Here is a 17917-nt window from a genome sequence, read left to right on the forward strand (position 1 = left end):
GGGCGGTGCCCACGGCAACCCCTGAACCCAGAACCCCAACTGCTGAACGCTCCATGCGCGTTTCCACCCGCACCATGTTCGAGGACTGTTATGGCGCCTACGCCATCGCCGCGGTCAACGTATTCAACATGGAACAGGTGCTCGCCCTGTTTCAGGCGGCTGAAGAAGCCGATGCGCCGTTTATCGTCCAGGCCACGCCCTACGCCCGCAACTTCGCCGGCCCGCCGATGCTCGCCGCGATGATCGGAGCCGCCGCCGAACTGTTTCCGGACGCCGTCTATGCCTTTCACCTCGATCACGGGGACGAAAGCCATTGCCGCGACGCGATCCCTACGGGCGACTACGCGTCGGTGATGATCGACGCCTCGCACGACCCGTTCGATGATAACGTGCGGCGCACGCGCGCCGTCGTCGAGCTGGCGCACGCCCACGGCGTGGCGGTCGAGGCCGAGCTGGGCGTCCTCAGCGGCGTCGAGGACGGCATCTCGGTGGAAGAGCGGCTCGTCCGCTACACCGACCCCGCCCAGTGCGAGGCGTTCGTCAACCAGACCGGGTGCGACAGCCTGGCCGTCGCGGTGGGCACGAGCCACGGGGCGTACAAGTTTTCGGGCGGCAACGGCCTGCAGTTTGATATCCTCGAAGCCATCGGCCAGCGTCTGCCGGGTTTCCCGCTCGTGCTGCACGGGGCGTCCACGGTGAACGAGTCGGAGATCGACCGCATCAACGGCGCCGGCGGCCGGCTGCTGCCGGGCGCGCGCGGCGTCTCGCCCGACGAGCTGATCCGCGCCATCGAACGGGGCGTCTGCAAGGTGAACATCGCCACGGACACCCGCCTCCTCTGGGCCCGCACCTACCGCGAGTTTTTCCGCGACCAGCCGGACCAGATCGACCTCGTGCTGCCGGCGAAGCAGTACATCGACGAATACGTCGTCATGATGAAACAGAAATTCGAACTGCTCGGCGCCTCGCACCGGGCGTTCGGCGTACGCAAGAAACACGATGCCTCACTCCCCTCTGCTTCGTAAGCCGCTCGCGTCGGAAGGCGTGTACCAGCGCATCACGCGTGAGGAAGCCGGCTGGGAATTCCTGAATTTCGAGGCCCGCATCATGCGGCGCGGCAACACGTGGTCGGCGAATACCGGCGAGAACGAATACGCCATCATCCTGCTCGGCGGCTCCTTCTCCGTGACTTCGGACAAAGGCTCGTGGCGCACGGAGAACGGTCGGAAGGATGTCTTCAGCGGCATCGCGCACGCCCTCTACCTGCCGCGCCGCACGACGTTCACCCTCACGGCGGAGAGCGACCTGCTCGACATCGCGTACGGCTGGTGCGAGACGGATGAGGATCACCCGGCCCGTTTCAAACGCCCCGAGGAAGCCGCCATCGAGCTGCGCGGCGGTGACAACGCCAACCGCCAGATCAACAGCCTCCTTCAGCCCGGGTTCGACTGCCACCGGCTGGTCTGCGTCGAGGTCTACACCCCCTCCGGCAACTGGAGTTCGTTCCCGGCCCACAAGCACGACGAGCGCATCGTCGCGCCGGACGGAACGCTCAAGGAGGCCCGGCTCGAGGAGACGTATTTCTACAAGATCGACAAACCGCAGGGATACGCCATCCAGCAGGTATACACCGGCGACCGCTCGCTCGACGAAATCGCCCGCGCGCAGCACAACGACGTGGTGATGGTGCCGAAGGGGTACCACCCGGTCGTCGCCGGCCACGGCTACAACGTCTACTACCTCAACTTCCTCACCGGCAGCGACCAGTCGCTGGCCAACACCGACGACCCGGATCACCAGTGGATCTACGGCACCTGGAAAGGCCAGGACCCGCGGCTCCCGCTGGTGACGGCGGAGATGAATGGGAAGTAGTTCCTGGATGCAGGATGCTGGATGCAGGATGGCTTTATGCTCCGGTTCGATGCTGACGTTCAACGGCCAACTTGAATGCATGGAGTTGTTTTCCAAGTGCTAGCATGCCTCCCCTGAGTTGTTCAAATTGCTGGATGTCCGTAAGAGAGCGCGTCTCGGCCAGTGTTTCGAGATGATCGATCGATTCATCCAACGAGGCGCTTGCATAGGCCAGAAAACGCAGAAAATCCCGCTTGTACATACGCCTTCCGTACCCCTCGACAATGTTTGCCTTGACGGATTTTATGGACCGACGAAGTTGTGCTCCCTGTTCGTAGCGCTCAAAAAGCGGCAAGGCCGTGAACGTCATCTGATGCGTCTCATTGACGAGAACACGGGCTTTTTGCCAGATTTCCAACTTTTTATAGCTCATAAGCGGCATGCGATTCAGGTTTACATCTACTAGACACGGCTACATGCCCCGGCATACCCCGATGCTGGACCGCCGCGGGCATTTTTCACCCGGGTCGAAGTATCCTGCATCCTGCATCCTGCATCCCTGATCCTCACCACGCAACGGCCACTCCTATGCCCAATAGCCGCCCCTATGACGTCATCACCTTCGGGCGCACGTCCATCGACCTGTACTCCAACGACATGGGGGCTCCGTTCGAGGAGATCACGTCGTTCGGGGCGTTTGTCGGGGGGTCGTCGACCAATATCGCTGTCGCTTGCCGGCGGCTCGGGCTCCGGACCGCGCTGCTGACGGGCTTCGGGAACGACCAGGTCGCCCGATTCGTCCGCCGCTTCCTCGAGCGTGAAGGCATCGAGACGAAGTTTATCCCCACGATCGACGGCACGCGGACGCCGGCGGTGATCCTGGGCATCGAGCCCCCGGCCCGCTTTCCGCTGGTGTTCTACCGGGACAATGCGTCGGACCTCCATCTGACGATGGACCATGTGCTGGCCGCGAACCTCGCGGACTTCAAGGTGGTCGTCCTCTCCGGCAACGCGCTCAGCCGCGACCCGAGCAAGACCGCCACGATGTATGCGGCCGAGGTGGCGAACGAGGCCGGCACGACCGTCTTCCTGGACCTCGACTTCCGCGCCGACCAGTGGTTCGACCCCCGCGCCTACGGCGTGATGGTCCGCGCCCTGCTGCCCCGCGTGCAGGTGGTGATCGGCACCGAGGAAGAGGTGATGGCCGCCAGCCTGACGGATGCCTCGCAGGTCGTGATCACCCACCAGCAGGTCTCGGCGCCCGAAATCAGGGGCAACCTGGAAACCGCGATCCAGCGCATCCTGGATGCCGGCGTCGAGGTCCTGATCGTCAAACGCGGACCCGACGGCTGCTCGATCTTCGAGCAGGGCAAGCCGGAAGTGCGCGTCCCCGGCTACCCGGTGGAGGTGCTCAACGTGCTCGGCGCCGGCGACGCCTTCGGCGGCGGGCTCACCTACGGCTTCGTGCAGGGCTGGGACTGGTACAAGGCCTGCCGGCTCGCCAACGCCTGCGGCGCCATCCTCGTCACGAAACACGGCTGCGCCAACTTCATGCCCACGCTGGATCAGGTGATGACGTTCGTGTCGGATAAGGGAGGGCTTTAGGTAATGGTTGGCAGGTTGCAGGTTGGCAGGTTGTTGAGGAAGTGAATGCGTTTTCGTGGGCGGGGGCTGGATCGTAACCGATCAAACCTGTAACCTTCAGCCTGAAACCTGCAACCTGTCATCGCCATGTACAAGTACAACCGGGTCCTCGTCGCGCTCAACCTGCTCAGCGATCAAGACGAGACCACGCTGCGCTACGCCGGCATGCTGAGCCGGCTGGGCATGCCGAACACCATCTATATCGCCCACGTGGCGGAGACGCTCGACCTGCCGGATGCGGTGCGCGAGGCCTATCCCCAGGCCATGCGCCCGGTGGATGAGACCATCGAGGCCGAATTGCAGCACCGGGTCGCGACGACGTTCGGCGAGTTGCCCGCCGGCGCCGAGATCCAGTACCTCGTCGGCGAAGGGACCACGGCCGAGACGCTGTTGCGGTGGACGCGGCTGAAGGACATCGACCTCGTGATCGTCGGCTCGAAACGCCGGGATCGGGACGGCGGCTCGACCCCGGAAAAGATGGCGCGGCGCGCGCCGTGCTCGGTCCTGTCGATCCCCGATGGCGCCGCCCCCCGCATCACGCGCATCCTGGTGCCCATCGACTTCTCCGAGCATTCGATGGACGCGCTGACGAAGGCGATCGCCATCGCGGCCGCCGCCGGCCACACGGAACTCGTCTGCCTCCACGTCTTCAACGTGCCGCTTGGCTACTACAAGATCGGCAAGACCTACGAGGAGTTCGCCGCGATCATGCGGCTCCACGCCGAGGAGAAATACAGGCAGTTCATCGAAGGCGTGGATCGGATGGGGCTGGACTTCGTGCCGCTGTTCGAGCCGAGCGAGCGGCCGGCGCGCCGGATCCCCGAGATCGCCGAACGCGAACGCGCCGACCTCATCCTGATGGGCGCCCGCGGCCGCTCCAACAGCGCCGCCGTCATGCTCGGCAGCGTCACCGAACGCGTCCTCCTCAACGCCTCAATCCCCGTCATCGCCGTAAAACAGAAGGGCGAAGAAGCCAACATGGGCTTCCTGGAGGCGCTGCTGGAGTTGTGAGGCCGCCAGCCAGCCATACTCACCCAATGTCATCTCGACCGAAGACCCCGCGTATGCGGGGACGAAGCGGAGAGACCTCCCCAGGTACGACTGCCTTATTCATGAGGTCTCTCCGCTTCGGCATCGGTTAACACCGATACCTTCGGTCGAGATGACAAAACGCAGTGTAATAACACCACTTTTTAACGCTCCGTATGATTTTGCTGGCATTCAATGCCCGCCACGGATAATTTCCCGGCACCTCCGCACGCCATTTTCTTTAGCCAAAGCCTTCTCATTCCTGCCATGTCAACCCGCCGTCTTACGGTCGCCCAGGCCGTCATCGAGTATCTCAAGCATCAGTTCGTCGTGCGCGACGGTCATGAGAATCGCTTTTTCGGAGGATGTTTCGGCATCTTCGGGCACGGCAACGTCGCCGGCCTGGGCCAGGCGTTGCATCAGACGAGTGGACTGCATTATTATCAGTTCCGGAACGAGCAGGCGATGGTCCATACCGCCGTCGCCTACGCCAAGATGAAGAACCGGCTGGGCGCGTTCGCGTGCACGACCTCGATCGGTCCGGGCGCCACCAACATGATCACCGGGGCGGCCCTCGCGACGATCAACCGGATCCCGGTACTCCTCCTTCCGGGCGACATCTTCGCCCGGCGTCATGTGGCTCCGGTGCTCCAGCAGCTCGAAATGCCGTACACGCAGGACATCGGCGTGAACGACGCCTTCCGGCCCGTGTCGCGGTACTGGGATCGCATCAATCGCGCCGAGCAGTTGATCACGGCGCTGCCGGAAGCGATGCGGGTGCTCACCTCGCCGGCCGAGACCGGCGCGGTCACGCTCTGCCTCCCGCAGGACGTTCAGGCCGAGGCGTACGACTTTCCGGAGGCCCTCTTCGACAAAAAGGTGTGGCCGATCTCCCGCCCGCGGCCCGACGTCGATCTGGTGCGCAAGGCGGCCGACTGGATCCGCGAGGCGAAGCATCCGATGATCGTCGCCGGCGGCGGCGTCCTCTACAGCGAGGCCTCCGAAACGCTCCGCCGCTTTTCGGCCCGCACCGGCATACCAGTCGCCGAGACGCAGGCCGGCAAAGGCTCGATGCTGTACGACGATCCGACCGCGCTCGGCGCCGTCGGCGCGACGGGGACGCAGGGAGCGGTCGCCATCTCGAAAATCGCCGACCTCGTCATCGGAATCGGCACGCGGTACAGCGACTTCACGACGGAGTCCAAGTCGGCCTGGCAACACGACGGCGTCCGGTTCATCAACATCAACATCGCCGAGTTCGACGCCTTCAAACACGGCGCCCTACCGCTCACCGGCGACGCGCGCGTCACGCTCGAAGAACTCGACGCCCTCCTCCCCGCCTACGAGGTGTCCCACCCGTACCGCCAGCAGGTGGCCGGCTATAACCATTCCTGGGACGCGCACGTCGAGCAAATCTACAACCTGGGACACGGCGTGCCGGTAAGCCAGGGCGAGGTGATCGGCGCCGTGAACACCTTTTCGGATCCGCGCGACGTGGTGCTCTGCGCCGCCGGCAGCGCTCCGGGCGACCTGCACAAGCTCTGGCGGACGCGCGACGCAAAGGGGTACCACATGGAATACGGCTATTCGACGATGGGCTACGAGATCGCCGGCGGCCTCGGCGTCAAGATGGCCGACCCCACCCGCGAGGTCTACATCGTCTGCGGCGACGGCAGTTATCTGATGATGAGCTCCGAAATCGCGACATCGATCCAGGAAGGCTACAAGCTTACGATCCTCCTGCTCAATAACCACGGCTACGCGAGCATCGGCGGCCTCTCACAGGCCGTGGGCGCCGAACGGTTCGGCACCCAGTACCGCTTCCGCGACGACGCCCAGAAGAGCTTCACCGGTGCTCCATTGCCGCTGGATCTGGCCGTCAACGCCCAGAGTCTCGGCGCCTATGTTTTCCGCTGCGTAACGATCGAAGATGTGCGCTCCGCCCTCGCCGAAGCCAAAGCGATCGACCGGACGACCGTGATCTACGTCGAGACCGACATCCTCAAGGGCGTACCCGGTTACGGCTGGTGGGAGGTCCCTATCGCGGAAGTCTCGACCACCGAGTCCGCCAGAACGGCCCGTCAGGCGTATGTCGAGGAGCGGAAAAAACAGCGGCATTACCTCTGAGCGCTATGCGCTCAGAGGAATGCAAATCGCACCTTGTAAAATGCACCCCCCTGCCCCCATGGCCCAACCGCTTCGCGTCGCCGCCGTCGGCCTGGGCCGGCTGGGGCGGCTGCATGCCGAAAACCTCGCGACCCGCATCCCGGGCGTTGACCTGACGGCCGTCTGCAGCGTCGTGCTGGACGAGGTGCTTGCGGCGCGCAAGGCGCTCGGCGTCCGCAACGGCTTTCTGTCGTTCGACGAGATGCTGGAGCGGTGCCCGCTCGACGCCGTGGTGCTCACGACCCCATCCGACCTCCACGCCGGCCAGATCGAGGCCGCGCTGGACGCCGGCCTGCATGTCTTCTGCGAGAAGCCGCTGGCGACGATGATGGCCGACTGCGAGCGGGCCGCCGCCGCGGTCGCCCGACATCCGCACAAGGTCTGCATGCTCGGCTTCATGCGGCGCTACGACCCCTCGTACCGGTTCGCCAAAACGCAGATCGACGCCGGCGCCATCGGCCGGCCCATCCTCTTCCGCGGATACAGCGTCGACCCCCTCTCGGCCATCGAGGGAGCGCTTAAATACGCTCCGCATAGCGCCGGGCAGTTCCTCGACATGGCCGTGCACGACATCGACCTCGCCCGCTGGTTTCTGGGCAGCGACCCGCGCGAGGTATACGCAACAGGGGGCTGTTATGCCTTTCCCGAATTCGCACAATACGGGGATGGGGACAACGTCGCCGCGCTGATGCCCTTCGAGAACGACGCGATGGCCTTTTTCTTCGCCGGCCGCACCGCCCCGCACGGCTACAACATCGAAACCGAGATCATCGGGACGAAGGCGGCGCTGCGCATCAACAGCGTGCCGGCGAAACACCGCGTGGAGATCCTCGACGCCGGCGGCGTGCGCCAGGCGTGCGATCAGCACTTCATCGACCGCTTCGGCGACGCCTACCTGAACGAACTCATCGAATTCGCCGCCTGCATCCGGGAAGAACGCCAACCGGAGATCCGCGTGGAGGACGGTGTCGCCGCGACCCGTATCGCACTGGCGGCGACGCGTGCCTTCCGCGAACGCGTGCTGATTTCGCTCTAGGCAGGGTCTGTAATATCGTTCTGGCTGTCCCGGTGGATCCCCGAAACGCCCAAACCGCGTCGGATCCTGCACCTCGTCAAGGATGCGTTTCGGTCCAAAAATTTCCCGGGCAGAACCTGACACCTCACCCTTTCGCCCTTCATCGGCGAGCCGGCGGCCAGGGGCGCCACATTTTTTATGAAGTTCACGTGAACTTCCTCACATTATGTTTCGTTATCAACAATAACCAACTGTAACCAAGGCGCCACCGGGTGTCCGGATGCCCGTAAGCATCGAGATAGCTCCATGATGTACACACACCGTCCACATTTACGCATGACAGGCCTCAGTCCTCCTGCCCCACTCGACTCCGTCAGACCATGCCCTCCCCATCCAGGAAGCACTCAAGCAAGTTTGATCAGGCCGTCCGGCTGATCAAGGAAGTTGACGCCGAGATTGACGATCTGAACGAACGGTTTCAGGTCGATCTGGCCAACCCGAGCGTCATGGCGCTCTTCGATCGCGCCGCCAGGGCCTTTAGAGAGGGCCGGGCGATTGAAAGAGATCCGTCGGTCGCGCCCGAAGAAGCCTTTGCCAGGGCAGCTCCGCATCTGGATGCTGCGATAAAGCTGACGAATCAGCTGCGCATTGAAAGCTGGCGGGTGCTGGCAGCCCATCAAATAAGATCCGCCATTCGCGCGGTCGAACGTCTGTCCAGCCGGGACATGCCCATGGAGGATGTCGTGTTGCTGGGCAGGGCCCAAAAACATTTTGCGCGGGGCGTGAAGGCCGGCGCGGCGGAAGATCTGAACGAGAGCATTTCGCACTTCGTCCACGCCATCCACGGGGCTCGCCGCGTGAGGATCCATGCCGTCGCCGCGGGACTGGCGGCCAGGAATCCCGTAAAAACGTTTATCCGCTTACTGATGGCGGGTATTATGCTTGCCTACTTCCTTGGCCATTGCGGCACAGGCGACGATGAGCGTAGCAAACGATCCTTTAATAGTGTCCAGAACCGTGGCGGTTCGCGAAGAACGGGCGCGCGAAGCACCTCTTCGTCGGCGATGTCTTCGGTAATAACCCGTCTGCGCGTGATGCTGCCGTCCAGGGAATTTGCCGGGGTATCGGGCATCCCGGCGGCGGCGAATTCATCTTCCTCAAGCAGTATGTCGCGTACTCGTAGACGTCTCATGGGGGTTGATTCCATGGCTGGATATCATAGGGTTTCCGGCAGAATCCGGAAGACAGACGCCGGAAATCCGGTAAGAGAAGGGCACAAAAAGGGGTACGGACTGCTAAACATACGACCGCGAGGCCCCGAGCGCAAAATGTGCCTGAAAATTGCCCTGGCAGAGGGCGATCCGTCAAACCCATCAAGGATCAGGCCGCAACCAGGCATAAAAATGTAACGCCGGCCGGTCAAGAAAGAACCGGAAGCCAGATCGGGGGCTCGCCATCTGCACCGTAACGTGGCGACAGCGTCGTGACATCGAAGTGCCGGTCGAAAAACTCGTCGCACCAGCGGCAGATATTTTCCAGTTCGCCGCCGCGTTGCCGGGCGTAGGCTTCGGATATCCCGATCGATTCGCCCATTGCGTAGGGGTCGCCGGCGTTGATCCGTTGAAAAACCGGTGAGCCGGCGACGCGCGCGAGCACGTCCGACACCTTCTCTTTCCTCGCATCGCCCATCGGATGCAGGGTGCCCGGGCAACACGGGTTGATTTTCCAGAGCTGGATCGAAATTTCCTGCGGCAGGTCGGTGCCGCCCAGAAAGCCGCGTCCGCCCGACAGGATCGCGCAGAAGTTGTGATCGGGATCGCGTTTCCAGAGGCCGGTCTCGATCGCCCGTCCCCGCGCCCAGTTGCCCCCGAGCCACATGTCCTCGGTCGCGCCCCAGAACCCGTAGCTGACCGCATCCCGCTTGAGGTACGTGTCTTTCTCGATGAGCGGCTGCGTGTTGTCGCCCACCATCCCGCGCGAACGAAACAGCGCCTCGAGATCGGCCCGGCGGGCGCCGGCTTCTTTGTGGAACCGGTCGATCGAGGCGATATCGATCCGCGTTACGCCACGGGCGAGCAGGGTGTCGAGCCGGGCGGGCGTGAGCAGGTCGCCGTTGGTCTGCAGCATGATCTGCGTGGCGTCGTCGTAGCGGGCGCGGAGGGCGTCGAGGATCGCGTAGAGCTTGTCGCGCTCGGTGAGGGGCTCGCCGCCGGAGAGGATGACGCGGTCGCACCGGGCCGGCAGGTTATCCACGACGGCGAGGCACTCGTCGGTCGTCATCGTGTCGCCATCCGGACCCGACGTGTTGTAGCAGTGCGCGCAGGCGTCGTTGCAGCGGTGCGTGAAGACCCAGTAGAGCGACTCGCACCGATCGAAGGGTCCACGTGCGGATTCAGGCGCGGATTCAGGCGCGGATTCAGGCGCGGTGATAGCGGTCTCCATCCTTAACCAGTCCAGGGGTCCGGCGGACGAGCTCCGCCAGGAAGCCGTCGCGATCCGCCGGCGAAATCAGCAACACGAGCCCGCCCCCTCGCACGCGAATGCCCAGCCGGTGGATCGACAGCGCGGGCGCCGAAAGGGGGTTGCGGGTGGGATAAACCTCCTCGATCTGATCCAGCGCGACATGCCACTGAAGTGGGCCGGAGCGGGCCGTCAACGTGGTATCCGTCAGTTCATACCGGGTCGAAGCGAAAATCCACCCCACAAAGGCAAAGGTCGCGACCATCAGCGCCGGCAGGCCGTACCGGACGAAAGCCGGCTCCGACGAAGACAGCAGTCCGAACATGCTTATGACGGTGCCGAGAAAACCCACGCCCACGAGGGCGAGCAGCCAGGCATCGCGTCGGGATGGAAACGTCGTCATAACCCGTTCCGAAAAGGTGGAGGCTTCAGGATGCGCCAGTATACGAAACGCCTCTGGATCCCGAAACAGCGGCGGGGGGCAATCAGGGCAATAGCGCAATCGGTCAAGGCCGGAGCCCGGAAATCCTTCAGTCCACAAACCCCTCCCGCCAGCCGATGGCCCCGCCTCGAAGGCGGTCTACCGCGCGCCGGACCGCCTCCTGCACCGCCGGCGCGTCGGCCGGCAATCCATCGTACAGATAGCCCCCCTGAAACGCACCGGCTGCCCTGACCAGGATCTCGGCGGCGTAGTGCACGGCGGCGTCGCGCTCCGTATCGGCGTCCCACAGCGACTCCCGCACCGGGCAGACGGCCATCGCGTAGGCGCCACGGAAGCCCCGCCAGCACGCGGCGGCGTGGGACTCCGGTCGCCGGTGTCCGATCATCCACAGGTGCGCGGCGAGATGGGCGACGTCCTGCGCCGGGTTGCCGAAGTGGGCGAACTCCCAGTCGATGACCCGCAGCCCGGCCGGCGTCACCAGCACGGACGGCGGCCAGAGGTCGCCCATGACGAGGCATCGCCCCGGTCGCAGCAGCCGCTCGCCGAGGGCCTCGGCTTCCGCGCCCAGCGCCTCCGCGTCGGCCACGCCGCAACGATTCAGGATCGCGCCGATCGCGCGGTACTGGACCTGCAGCCGCGTTTCCTGGATCGATCGGTTGTCGATGTCCGCCCGCAGCGCCGTATCGCCGGCCGTCTCGCGATGCAGCGCGCCGATGAACGCTCCGAGGTGCGCGCCGGCCTGGCCGGCGGCGTTGCCGGCTTCCTCTAACCAGACGCCGAGGTGCGGCGCGTCGCCGACATCTTCCATCGCGAGGCGGTGCGCCTCCGCGTCCATCGCCAGCAGCCGTGGAGGGCGCGCCGCGTCGGTGGCGATCCGCTCCAGCGCGCCGCCCGGCCCGAGCAGCTCCAGGCAGCGTCCCTCGATCTCGATCCGATGGGGATCGAGCGGTATCTCGGGGGCGGACGCGATATGGGGCGGGGCATGCTTCACGATGACGCTCGGCCGGCCCGGCACGCGCCAGACCTCGTTCATCAGACCGCCGGCCAGCCGCGCGGGAGCCCCGGTGACGGCGACCGATTCCGCGGCATACGCGCGCGCCTCGGCATCCGTCATGCGTGTCCCTCGCCCGGATTCGTAAATCGAAACAGGTGGTTGCCGAACGCGACCGGCTCGGCCCGTTGCAGAAAAGCCAGCACGGCGCGCTCGAAGGCGAGCCGCGACCGCTCCAGCGTTTCGGCGACGGCTTCCCTGTCCCCGGGCGCGTCGATGTCGGGCACCGAATACTTGTGCCCCACCACGAGGCCGGCGCACGGGATCTCCAGTTCGTTCGCGAGGATGACTTCCGGCGCGAGGGTCATCGAGTTGACGTGCGCCCCGAGGTCGCGCCACATCCGGTTTTCGGCCGGCGTCTTCGTACGCGGCCCGCCCACGTAGCCAAACACCACCGCCTCATCGCGCGCGCGGCCCGCGAGGGCCGCGGCCTGCCGGCTGAGTGCCCCGGAAAACAGGCCTTCGTTCAGGACGAGATGCCCGTGCCGGGCATCGGGCTCGGTGAACATCGTGCAGGCGCTGCCGTCGGGCAGGCGGTTGTCGAGGGTCAGGATGTCCGTCAGCACCAGCGGCTCGTAGAGCGGCAGCGACGCCGTCAGCACGCCGACCGAACTCGTCACCAGCAAACCCCCGCAGCCCACCTCACGCAGCGCCCAGGCCTGCGCCCGGTACGGGATCTGGTTGGGAAGCAGGCGATGGGGGTAGTCGTGCCGAAACGAGACGTACGTCGGCCGATCCGCCCGTTCCACTCGGTACAGCGTCCACGGCCCCCACGGCGTCTCGACGCGCACCGGTTCGGGCCGGCCAAACGCCCCCATCTGGATGGCGCTCCCGACGATGACGGCTATGGCTGGAGACATCGCAAATCGAAAAACGTAACTCGGAAATCGATCATCGCTAATCTGTAATCGCCAATCTTTAATCGCTAATCGCTAATCTTTAATCCCTCTGCCACCCCATACGCGTTTGCCTCAACCACAAACGATCCTTCGGGGCGGACGCCGCAGAGCCACTCCGTCAGCCGGTCGCAGTAGTTATCCAGGTGGCGGATCTGCTGGATGCCGTGTTCGACGATCGGATCCAGCGTGGAGGCGAACAACACGCCGCCGTACGCGGTCGTCTGCCACGTGATCGGTTCGCCCATCTCGTTTTCCTGGATCACAACGGCGCTTTCCGGAATGCGGGTATAGATGCCGTGGATGTGCCAGCACGCATGCCGGGGCTGGAGTCCCCGGTACACCGGATGGTCAAAATCGGTATGTGAGATGGGCGGACGCGTGGGGTCCTTGACCCACCAGTAGTTGTCGACCGGCCGATCTTCCCACTGGGCGTCGAGCCAGAGCGGCTGGGAGTCGCCGAAGACGGCGATCTTTTTGTCGTCGGCCAGGAAGCGATAGAGGATGTCCTTCCGTTCGGCGAGGGCCGGCTGGTTCGACTGGAACGGGATCACCAGTGCGTCGAGGTTGCGGATGGCGTCGTACGTCAGGTCGTGGACATAGATCAGCGTGTAGAGGTCCCGGTACTTGGGCGCCATCGCGAATGCGTACTGGCTCCAGACGCCGTTGAAGACGAGACCGATGCGGGGAGATGCGGGTGCTTGCATGGCAGGTTGGGGATGGAAGGTAGATCAGGATTTAGCCCATTTCAGGGCGTTACGATACAACGCCGTGAGGCCGGCGAGTTCGCCGTCGGTCCCGTATTCGCCGAGGGGGCCGCTGGCGGTGAGCAGCATCCGCCCGGCGGTCGTCGTCTCGTCGAGCACGATCATCGGCCGGCCCCAGGTGTCGCGCATCAGCACGTCGGCTCCGGGCGCCGCCTCGATATAGCCGCACGCCCACCAGCCGCTGATGCCGTGGTTGAACTGGAGATCGTCGAACGCCACGCCGTCGAACAGCCCGTGGCGGTCGACATCGATCGCGTAGCGGATATCGCGCGTGGCCTTGCTGTTGTCGTGGATCCAGCGATTGCCGGGCACCCAGTCGGTGAACCAGCCGTCGAAACACAGCAGGGTCCCGCCGGCGTCCAGAAAGGCGCGCACGGTCTGTTTCGCCCGATGCATCGCGACGTGATCGCTGCCGTTCGGGACGATGAGGAGGTCGACGCCGGCGAGGTCGAGGTTGAAGTCCGGTCCGGTCTCCACGAAGCGGCAGGCCATCGTGTCGGTGGATGGAAAGACCTTTTCCAGCCCGAAAATCCCGTTGTTGACGATGAGGGCGTTGAGCATCTCGAAGACTTTGAGTACTACATATGTTGTCATCTCGACCGGCTCCCCGATCTTTTCGGGGAACAGCGGAGAGATCTCCTGATAAGGGCAGGTGCCATTGTCGAGGAGATCTCTCGACTACGCCCCGCATACGCGGGGTTTCGCTCGAGATGACAAGGCGTTATTCGCTAATCAACCCTTTCCAGAACGCGATCTCGTCCAGCACCCCGATCTCGGGATCCCGGATAAAGGCTTCCTTGGAGTCGTAGGCGTGCAGCCGGCCTTCCTTCATGAAGGCGATCCGGTCGCCCATCAACAAGGCTTCCTTGAGGTCGTGCGTGACGAAGATGGACGTAATCTCGTACCGCTTCACCAGGCGTTTGAACAGGTGCTGCATGGCGCCGCGTATTTCTACATCCAGGCTGGCGAACGGCTCGTCCAGCAGCAGGAGCGCCGGCCGGATAATGATCGCCCGTCCGAACGCCACGCGCTGCCGCTGCCCGCCGGAAAGCTGGTTGGGCATCTTGCGGGCGTGGGTCGTCAGTTCGAGGTCTTCCAGCATCTCCTCCACCCGGAGGGCGATCGCGGCTTGCGGCTCGTCGCGAAGCCGGAGGCCGAACGCGATGTTCTCCCACGCGTTGAGATGCGGAAACAATAACGGCTCTTGATAGAGATAGACCGCCCCCCGCGTCTGCGGCTCGGCGTAGGTCACGTCCGTGCCGGCGAGCTGCACCGTCCCCGACTCCGGCATCTCCAGCCCCGCGATCAGCTTCAACAGCGTCGTCTTCCCGCACCCGGATCGCCCAAGAATACTCAACGTCTCCCGCGGCGCCAGCGCAAGATCCAACCCGCGCACCACCGCCTCCCGACCGAAGGTTTTATATAAGCGATGTATCTCGACAAACACGGAAGAAACGCGCATTCAAATTGAAAATCGCAAAATAGAAATCGCAAATCGGTTCTCCCAGCACCGCCCTACCCGATTCGATCACCAGTGACCCGCCCGTAGGGAGTCATGACCCTCTCGAAGGGAGTCATGACCCTCTCGAAGGGAGTCATGACCTGCCCAAAGGGCGAATGACCAGTGACCCCGCCCAAAGGGCGAATGACCCTCCCAAAGGGAGTCATGACCCGCCCAAAGGGTGAATGACCCTCCCAAAGGGAGTCATGACCCGCCCAAAGGGCGAATGACCCGCCTCACACCTGCTTGAACACGAACCGCTTGTTCGCCCACAGGAGCAACGCCGGCGGCAGAACGAGCAGGCAGCTGGCCAGGGCCGCGTAGTACACGTTGGCCTCGCCGATGTATTCGTAGACTTTCACCGGCAGCGTCTGCACCTTGCCGGAGCCGATCAGGATCGTCAGGCCGTACTGAAACCACGAGATCAGGAAGGTCTGAAAAAAACAGATAAGAAGCGCACTGAGCGACACCGGGATGAGGACGCGCCGGTACGCCTGGAATGCCGAGCCGCCAAGCGTATAGACCAGGTCCTCCAGCGCCTTGATCTCGGCGTTCCAGAACGCGCTGAAAAACACGATGCTGAAGCCGTAGGCGAACATCGTTTGCGCCAGCATCACCCCGAGGACGCTGCCCGTGAGGTCGGCCTTGATGTAGAGATACATCAGGCAGGTGCCGAGGATGACGGGCGACATGACGAACGGGACGTAGGCCAGAAATAAAAGCGTCGATTGCCGCGGGTGGTAGGCGATGAACTTGCCCGTGATGAAGCCGGCGATCGTCGACGACGCCGCCACGACGCTCGAAAGCCCGAGCGAGAGCAGGAAGCTGCTCCCCAGCGCGCTGGACCCGCCCAGCACGCGCCGCCACAGATCGAGACTCAGCGCGCTCGGCAGGACGGAGGGGAACGACCATTCGCTGACGAGCGAAAGCACGATCAGGTACAGGAACGGGAAGATGCACAGCGCCGCAAGCAGCGCCGCGGCCGCCGGGCGGAGGCGGAGTCCGATAGCCCTAATGCTCATGCCGCACCTCCCCTTTTCGGAAAGCAACGACGATGAATGTGACCACCAGCACCGTGTACAGCAGCGCGATGATGAAAGCCTCGGGCTTCTGGTGGATGTCGAACATCGCGTACTTCCGCATCGTCAGCACCGAGATCATCTGCGGCGACTGCCGGCCCAGCAGCAGCGGCACCTCGTAGCTCCCCAGCACCGCGATAAAAAAAAGCACGATGTTGGTAAAGCAGCGCTTGAGCAGGATCGGGACGTGGACGCGGTACAGCACCTGCCGCCGGCCCGCGCCGAGCGTACGCGCCAGCCGGCCGAGCGCGTCCAGCTTCTCGCTGTTGTAGATCTCGACGAAGAGCAGGATAAAAAACGGCACCGCGAGCCCGACGTGCGCGATCACGATGCCGATGCCGTACGCATCGTTCACCAGGTCCGGAAACTGCGCGATGTCGTCGATCACCCCGAAACCGATCAGGATACGGGAGACGTACCCGGCCCCCGAGAACAGCTGAAACACGATAAAGGCCGCCACCGTCGCCGGCAGCGCGAGCGGGAAATAGATGATGTACGACAGCGCCCCATATCCCAGGGGACGGCGCAGGTACAGCGCGAGGGTGAGGGACAGGCTGATCGTCAGCACGACGGATGCCGCGGCGATGTAGAGGCTGAGCCCGAAGGATGCCCATATTTCGCTCCCCTGCCCCAGCTTCGCCCAGTGATCCCAGGTGAACCCGTCGCTGAGGAGTCCCGACAGCCCGGTGCTGTACGCCACCGCGTACCCCAGGCTGAACAGGATGGGCAGGATAGCCAGCGCCATAAAAAGCAGCAGCCCCAGCCGGCCCAGGCTGTTGCGGCTACTCAGCAAGGATTTCGGTCCGGAAATCTTCATAGAGCCGGATCATGTATTCGGGGGCGAGTTCGGGCAGCGCATGCGGCTGGATCGCCTCGCGGGGCGGCGCATGCGTGCGGCCCGGGACGCTGCGAAACCGTTCCTGCCACTCCGCCGGCAGCCGGTCGATCGCCAGCACGGTCCCGTCGCCCCAGACGGCGGGATCGAACTTGCGGAGCTGGGCTTCGGGAGAGATCAGAAAGTTTATCGTCACCAGGGCGCCGGCCTTATGCGAGGAGGTCCTGACAATCCCCATGTAATGCGAATTCTGGATGGTCCCGCCCTCGAGCACGAAGGCCCGGGCCGATTCCGGAAAAAGCCCCTGCAACACTTTATTGTCGACTTCGCCGTCGTTGTTACTCATGGTGAAGTCCACTTCCCCGCTCGCGAACATCTGGTGCAACTGCGCGACGCCGGCCGGATACGTCTCGCCTTCCTTCCACAGGTACGGCTTGATGTCCCTGACATACGCCCAGAGCTGCGGCGCATAGCGCCCGTACAGGGTCTCGTCGAACGGGCCGGCCAGCGCGTCGGGGCCGCCGGCGATGTCCATCAGCCACGACTTCAGCAGCGTCATCCCCGTAAAGCCGTTGTCGAACGTAAACCGACCCGGGTGGGCGCGGACCCATGCGGCGAGCGCTTCGCGCGTCGTGGGGGGCGCTGGCACACGCAGCGTATCGTAGATGAGGGTCAGCTGCACGTTGCCCCAGGGCGCCTCGAAGCCCTCGACCGGCTGCTGGAAATCCACCCCGATGTAGGGGTTGTCCAGATCGATGTACTGCGCGTTCGGCAGGCGCTGCGTGAAGGGGCCGTAGAGGGCGTCGATCTGGCGGAGCTGATAAAACGTTTCGCCGTTGATCCACATCATGTCGACCTCGCTCTCGGCCTTGCCGGCTTCGATCTCGGTCATCAGCATCGAGACGATCTGGTTGCCCTGTCCGGAGCTGATCGTCAGGTTGACGGCGTAGCGCTCGGCCACCACCGGCGCGACGTAGCCGCGCATATACTCGTTGATGAACGGGTCGCCGGTCCACATCACGAGGTTGACGTCCTGCCCGCGCGCCGCGGCCTCGATGGCCTCCCACGACGCCGAATCGACGTCCACGCCGGCATCTCCTTTCGGAGACGCGCCGCAGGCGGCGGCGATCATCGATAGAACGAGGAAGATGCGTTTCATGCTAGATCTCACCGGCATAGGC

Annotated in this window: 18 protein-coding genes; 7 read left to right on the forward strand and 11 right to left on the reverse strand. The window is 64.1% G+C overall.

Features of this window, described 5'->3' with window-relative positions:
• Positions 1 to 53 precede the first annotated feature (53 nt).
• Positions 54 to 1025: a class II fructose-bisphosphate aldolase gene (locus R2834_11605; protein ID MEZ4700969.1), complete on the forward strand. Its 972-nt coding sequence runs from the start codon at positions 54 to 56 to the stop codon at positions 1023 to 1025.
• Positions 1000 to 1872 (forward strand): 5-deoxy-glucuronate isomerase, encoded by an 873-nt coding sequence (iolB, locus tag R2834_11610; protein MEZ4700970.1) that lies wholly within the window; start codon positions 1000 to 1002, stop codon positions 1870 to 1872. Before R2834_11605 ends, iolB begins: the two co-directional genes overlap by 26 nt.
• Positions 1873 to 1906: 34 nt before the next feature.
• Here iolB and R2834_11615 read toward each other — a convergent pair whose 3' ends face one another.
• The gene (locus R2834_11615; protein MEZ4700971.1) at positions 1907 to 2284 is read right to left on the reverse strand and encodes a four helix bundle protein; all 378 of its coding nucleotides are present in this window, start codon (positions 2282 to 2284) and stop codon (positions 1907 to 1909) included.
• Between the two features lie 155 nt (positions 2285 to 2439).
• On the opposite strand from R2834_11615, the gene iolC reads away from it, so the two are divergent.
• The 5 genes from iolC to R2834_11640 all read left to right on the forward strand — a co-directional run bounded on the left by iolC (position 2440) and on the right by R2834_11640 (position 9114).
• Positions 2440 to 3456 carry a 5-dehydro-2-deoxygluconokinase gene (gene iolC / locus R2834_11620; protein MEZ4700972.1) on the forward strand — a complete coding sequence of 339 codons (1017 nt, stop codon included), beginning with the start codon at positions 2440 to 2442 and terminating at the stop codon, positions 3454 to 3456.
• Between the two features lie 126 nt (positions 3457 to 3582).
• Positions 3583 to 4506, forward strand: coding sequence for a universal stress protein (locus R2834_11625; GenBank protein MEZ4700973.1), 924 nt, complete (start codon positions 3583 to 3585; stop codon positions 4504 to 4506).
• Between the two features lie 285 nt (positions 4507 to 4791).
• The gene (gene iolD / locus R2834_11630) at positions 4792 to 6651 is read left to right on the forward strand and encodes a 3D-(3,5/4)-trihydroxycyclohexane-1,2-dione acylhydrolase (decyclizing) (protein MEZ4700974.1); all 1860 of its coding nucleotides are present in this window, start codon (positions 4792 to 4794) and stop codon (positions 6649 to 6651) included.
• A gap of 58 nt (positions 6652 to 6709) precedes the next feature.
• Positions 6710 to 7726 (forward strand): Gfo/Idh/MocA family oxidoreductase, encoded by a 1017-nt coding sequence (locus R2834_11635; protein ID MEZ4700975.1) that lies wholly within the window; start codon positions 6710 to 6712, stop codon positions 7724 to 7726.
• Positions 7727 to 8085: 359 nt separating this feature from the next.
• Positions 8086 to 9114, forward strand: a complete 1029-nt coding sequence (locus R2834_11640; protein MEZ4700976.1) for a hypothetical protein — start codon at positions 8086 to 8088, stop codon at positions 9112 to 9114.
• A gap of 10 nt (positions 9115 to 9124) precedes the next feature.
• Here R2834_11640 and R2834_11645 read toward each other — a convergent pair whose 3' ends face one another.
• The 10 genes from R2834_11645 to R2834_11690 all read right to left on the reverse strand — a co-directional run bounded on the left by R2834_11645 (position 9125) and on the right by R2834_11690 (position 17895).
• A complete protein-coding gene (locus R2834_11645) occupies positions 9125 to 10147 on the reverse strand; it encodes a radical SAM protein (GenBank protein ID MEZ4700977.1) in 1023 nt (340 codons plus the stop codon).
• On the reverse strand, positions 10122 to 10568 hold the full coding sequence (locus tag R2834_11650; GenBank protein MEZ4700978.1) for a PH domain-containing protein: 447 nt from the start codon (positions 10566 to 10568) through the stop codon (positions 10122 to 10124). Before R2834_11650 ends, R2834_11645 begins: the two co-directional genes overlap by 26 nt.
• A gap of 127 nt (positions 10569 to 10695) precedes the next feature.
• Entirely contained in the window at positions 10696 to 11721 is a 1026-nt protein-coding gene (locus tag R2834_11655) for a phosphotransferase (protein ID MEZ4700979.1), read from the reverse strand.
• Entirely contained in the window at positions 11718 to 12518 is an 801-nt protein-coding gene (locus R2834_11660) for a 5'-methylthioadenosine phosphorylase (GenBank protein ID MEZ4700980.1), read from the reverse strand. Before R2834_11660 ends, R2834_11655 begins: the two co-directional genes overlap by 4 nt.
• A 65-nt stretch (positions 12519 to 12583) precedes the next feature.
• Entirely contained in the window at positions 12584 to 13261 is a 678-nt protein-coding gene (locus tag R2834_11665; protein ID MEZ4700981.1) for a hypothetical protein, read from the reverse strand.
• A gap of 24 nt (positions 13262 to 13285) precedes the next feature.
• A complete protein-coding gene (locus R2834_11670) occupies positions 13286 to 13915 on the reverse strand; it encodes a hypothetical protein (protein MEZ4700982.1) in 630 nt (209 codons plus the stop codon).
• A gap of 127 nt (positions 13916 to 14042) precedes the next feature.
• Complete coding sequence (locus tag R2834_11675; GenBank protein MEZ4700983.1) at positions 14043 to 14783, reverse strand: ABC transporter ATP-binding protein; 741 nt, start codon at positions 14781 to 14783, stop codon at positions 14043 to 14045.
• A gap of 275 nt (positions 14784 to 15058) precedes the next feature.
• Positions 15059 to 15844, reverse strand: coding sequence for a hypothetical protein (locus R2834_11680; GenBank protein ID MEZ4700984.1), 786 nt, complete (start codon positions 15842 to 15844; stop codon positions 15059 to 15061).
• On the reverse strand, positions 15834 to 16694 hold the full coding sequence (locus tag R2834_11685; protein MEZ4700985.1) for an ABC transporter permease subunit: 861 nt from the start codon (positions 16692 to 16694) through the stop codon (positions 15834 to 15836). Before R2834_11685 ends, R2834_11680 begins: the two co-directional genes overlap by 11 nt.
• Positions 16684 to 17895, reverse strand: a complete 1212-nt coding sequence (locus tag R2834_11690) for an ABC transporter substrate-binding protein (protein ID MEZ4700986.1) — start codon at positions 17893 to 17895, stop codon at positions 16684 to 16686. The genes R2834_11685 and R2834_11690 overlap by 11 nt, the downstream gene beginning before the upstream one ends.
• Positions 17896 to 17917 lie beyond the last annotated feature (22 nt).

This window comes from Rhodothermales bacterium (genome assembly GCA_041391505.1).
Taxonomy (GTDB): Bacteria; Bacteroidota; Rhodothermia; order Rhodothermales; family JAHQVL01; genus JAWKNW01.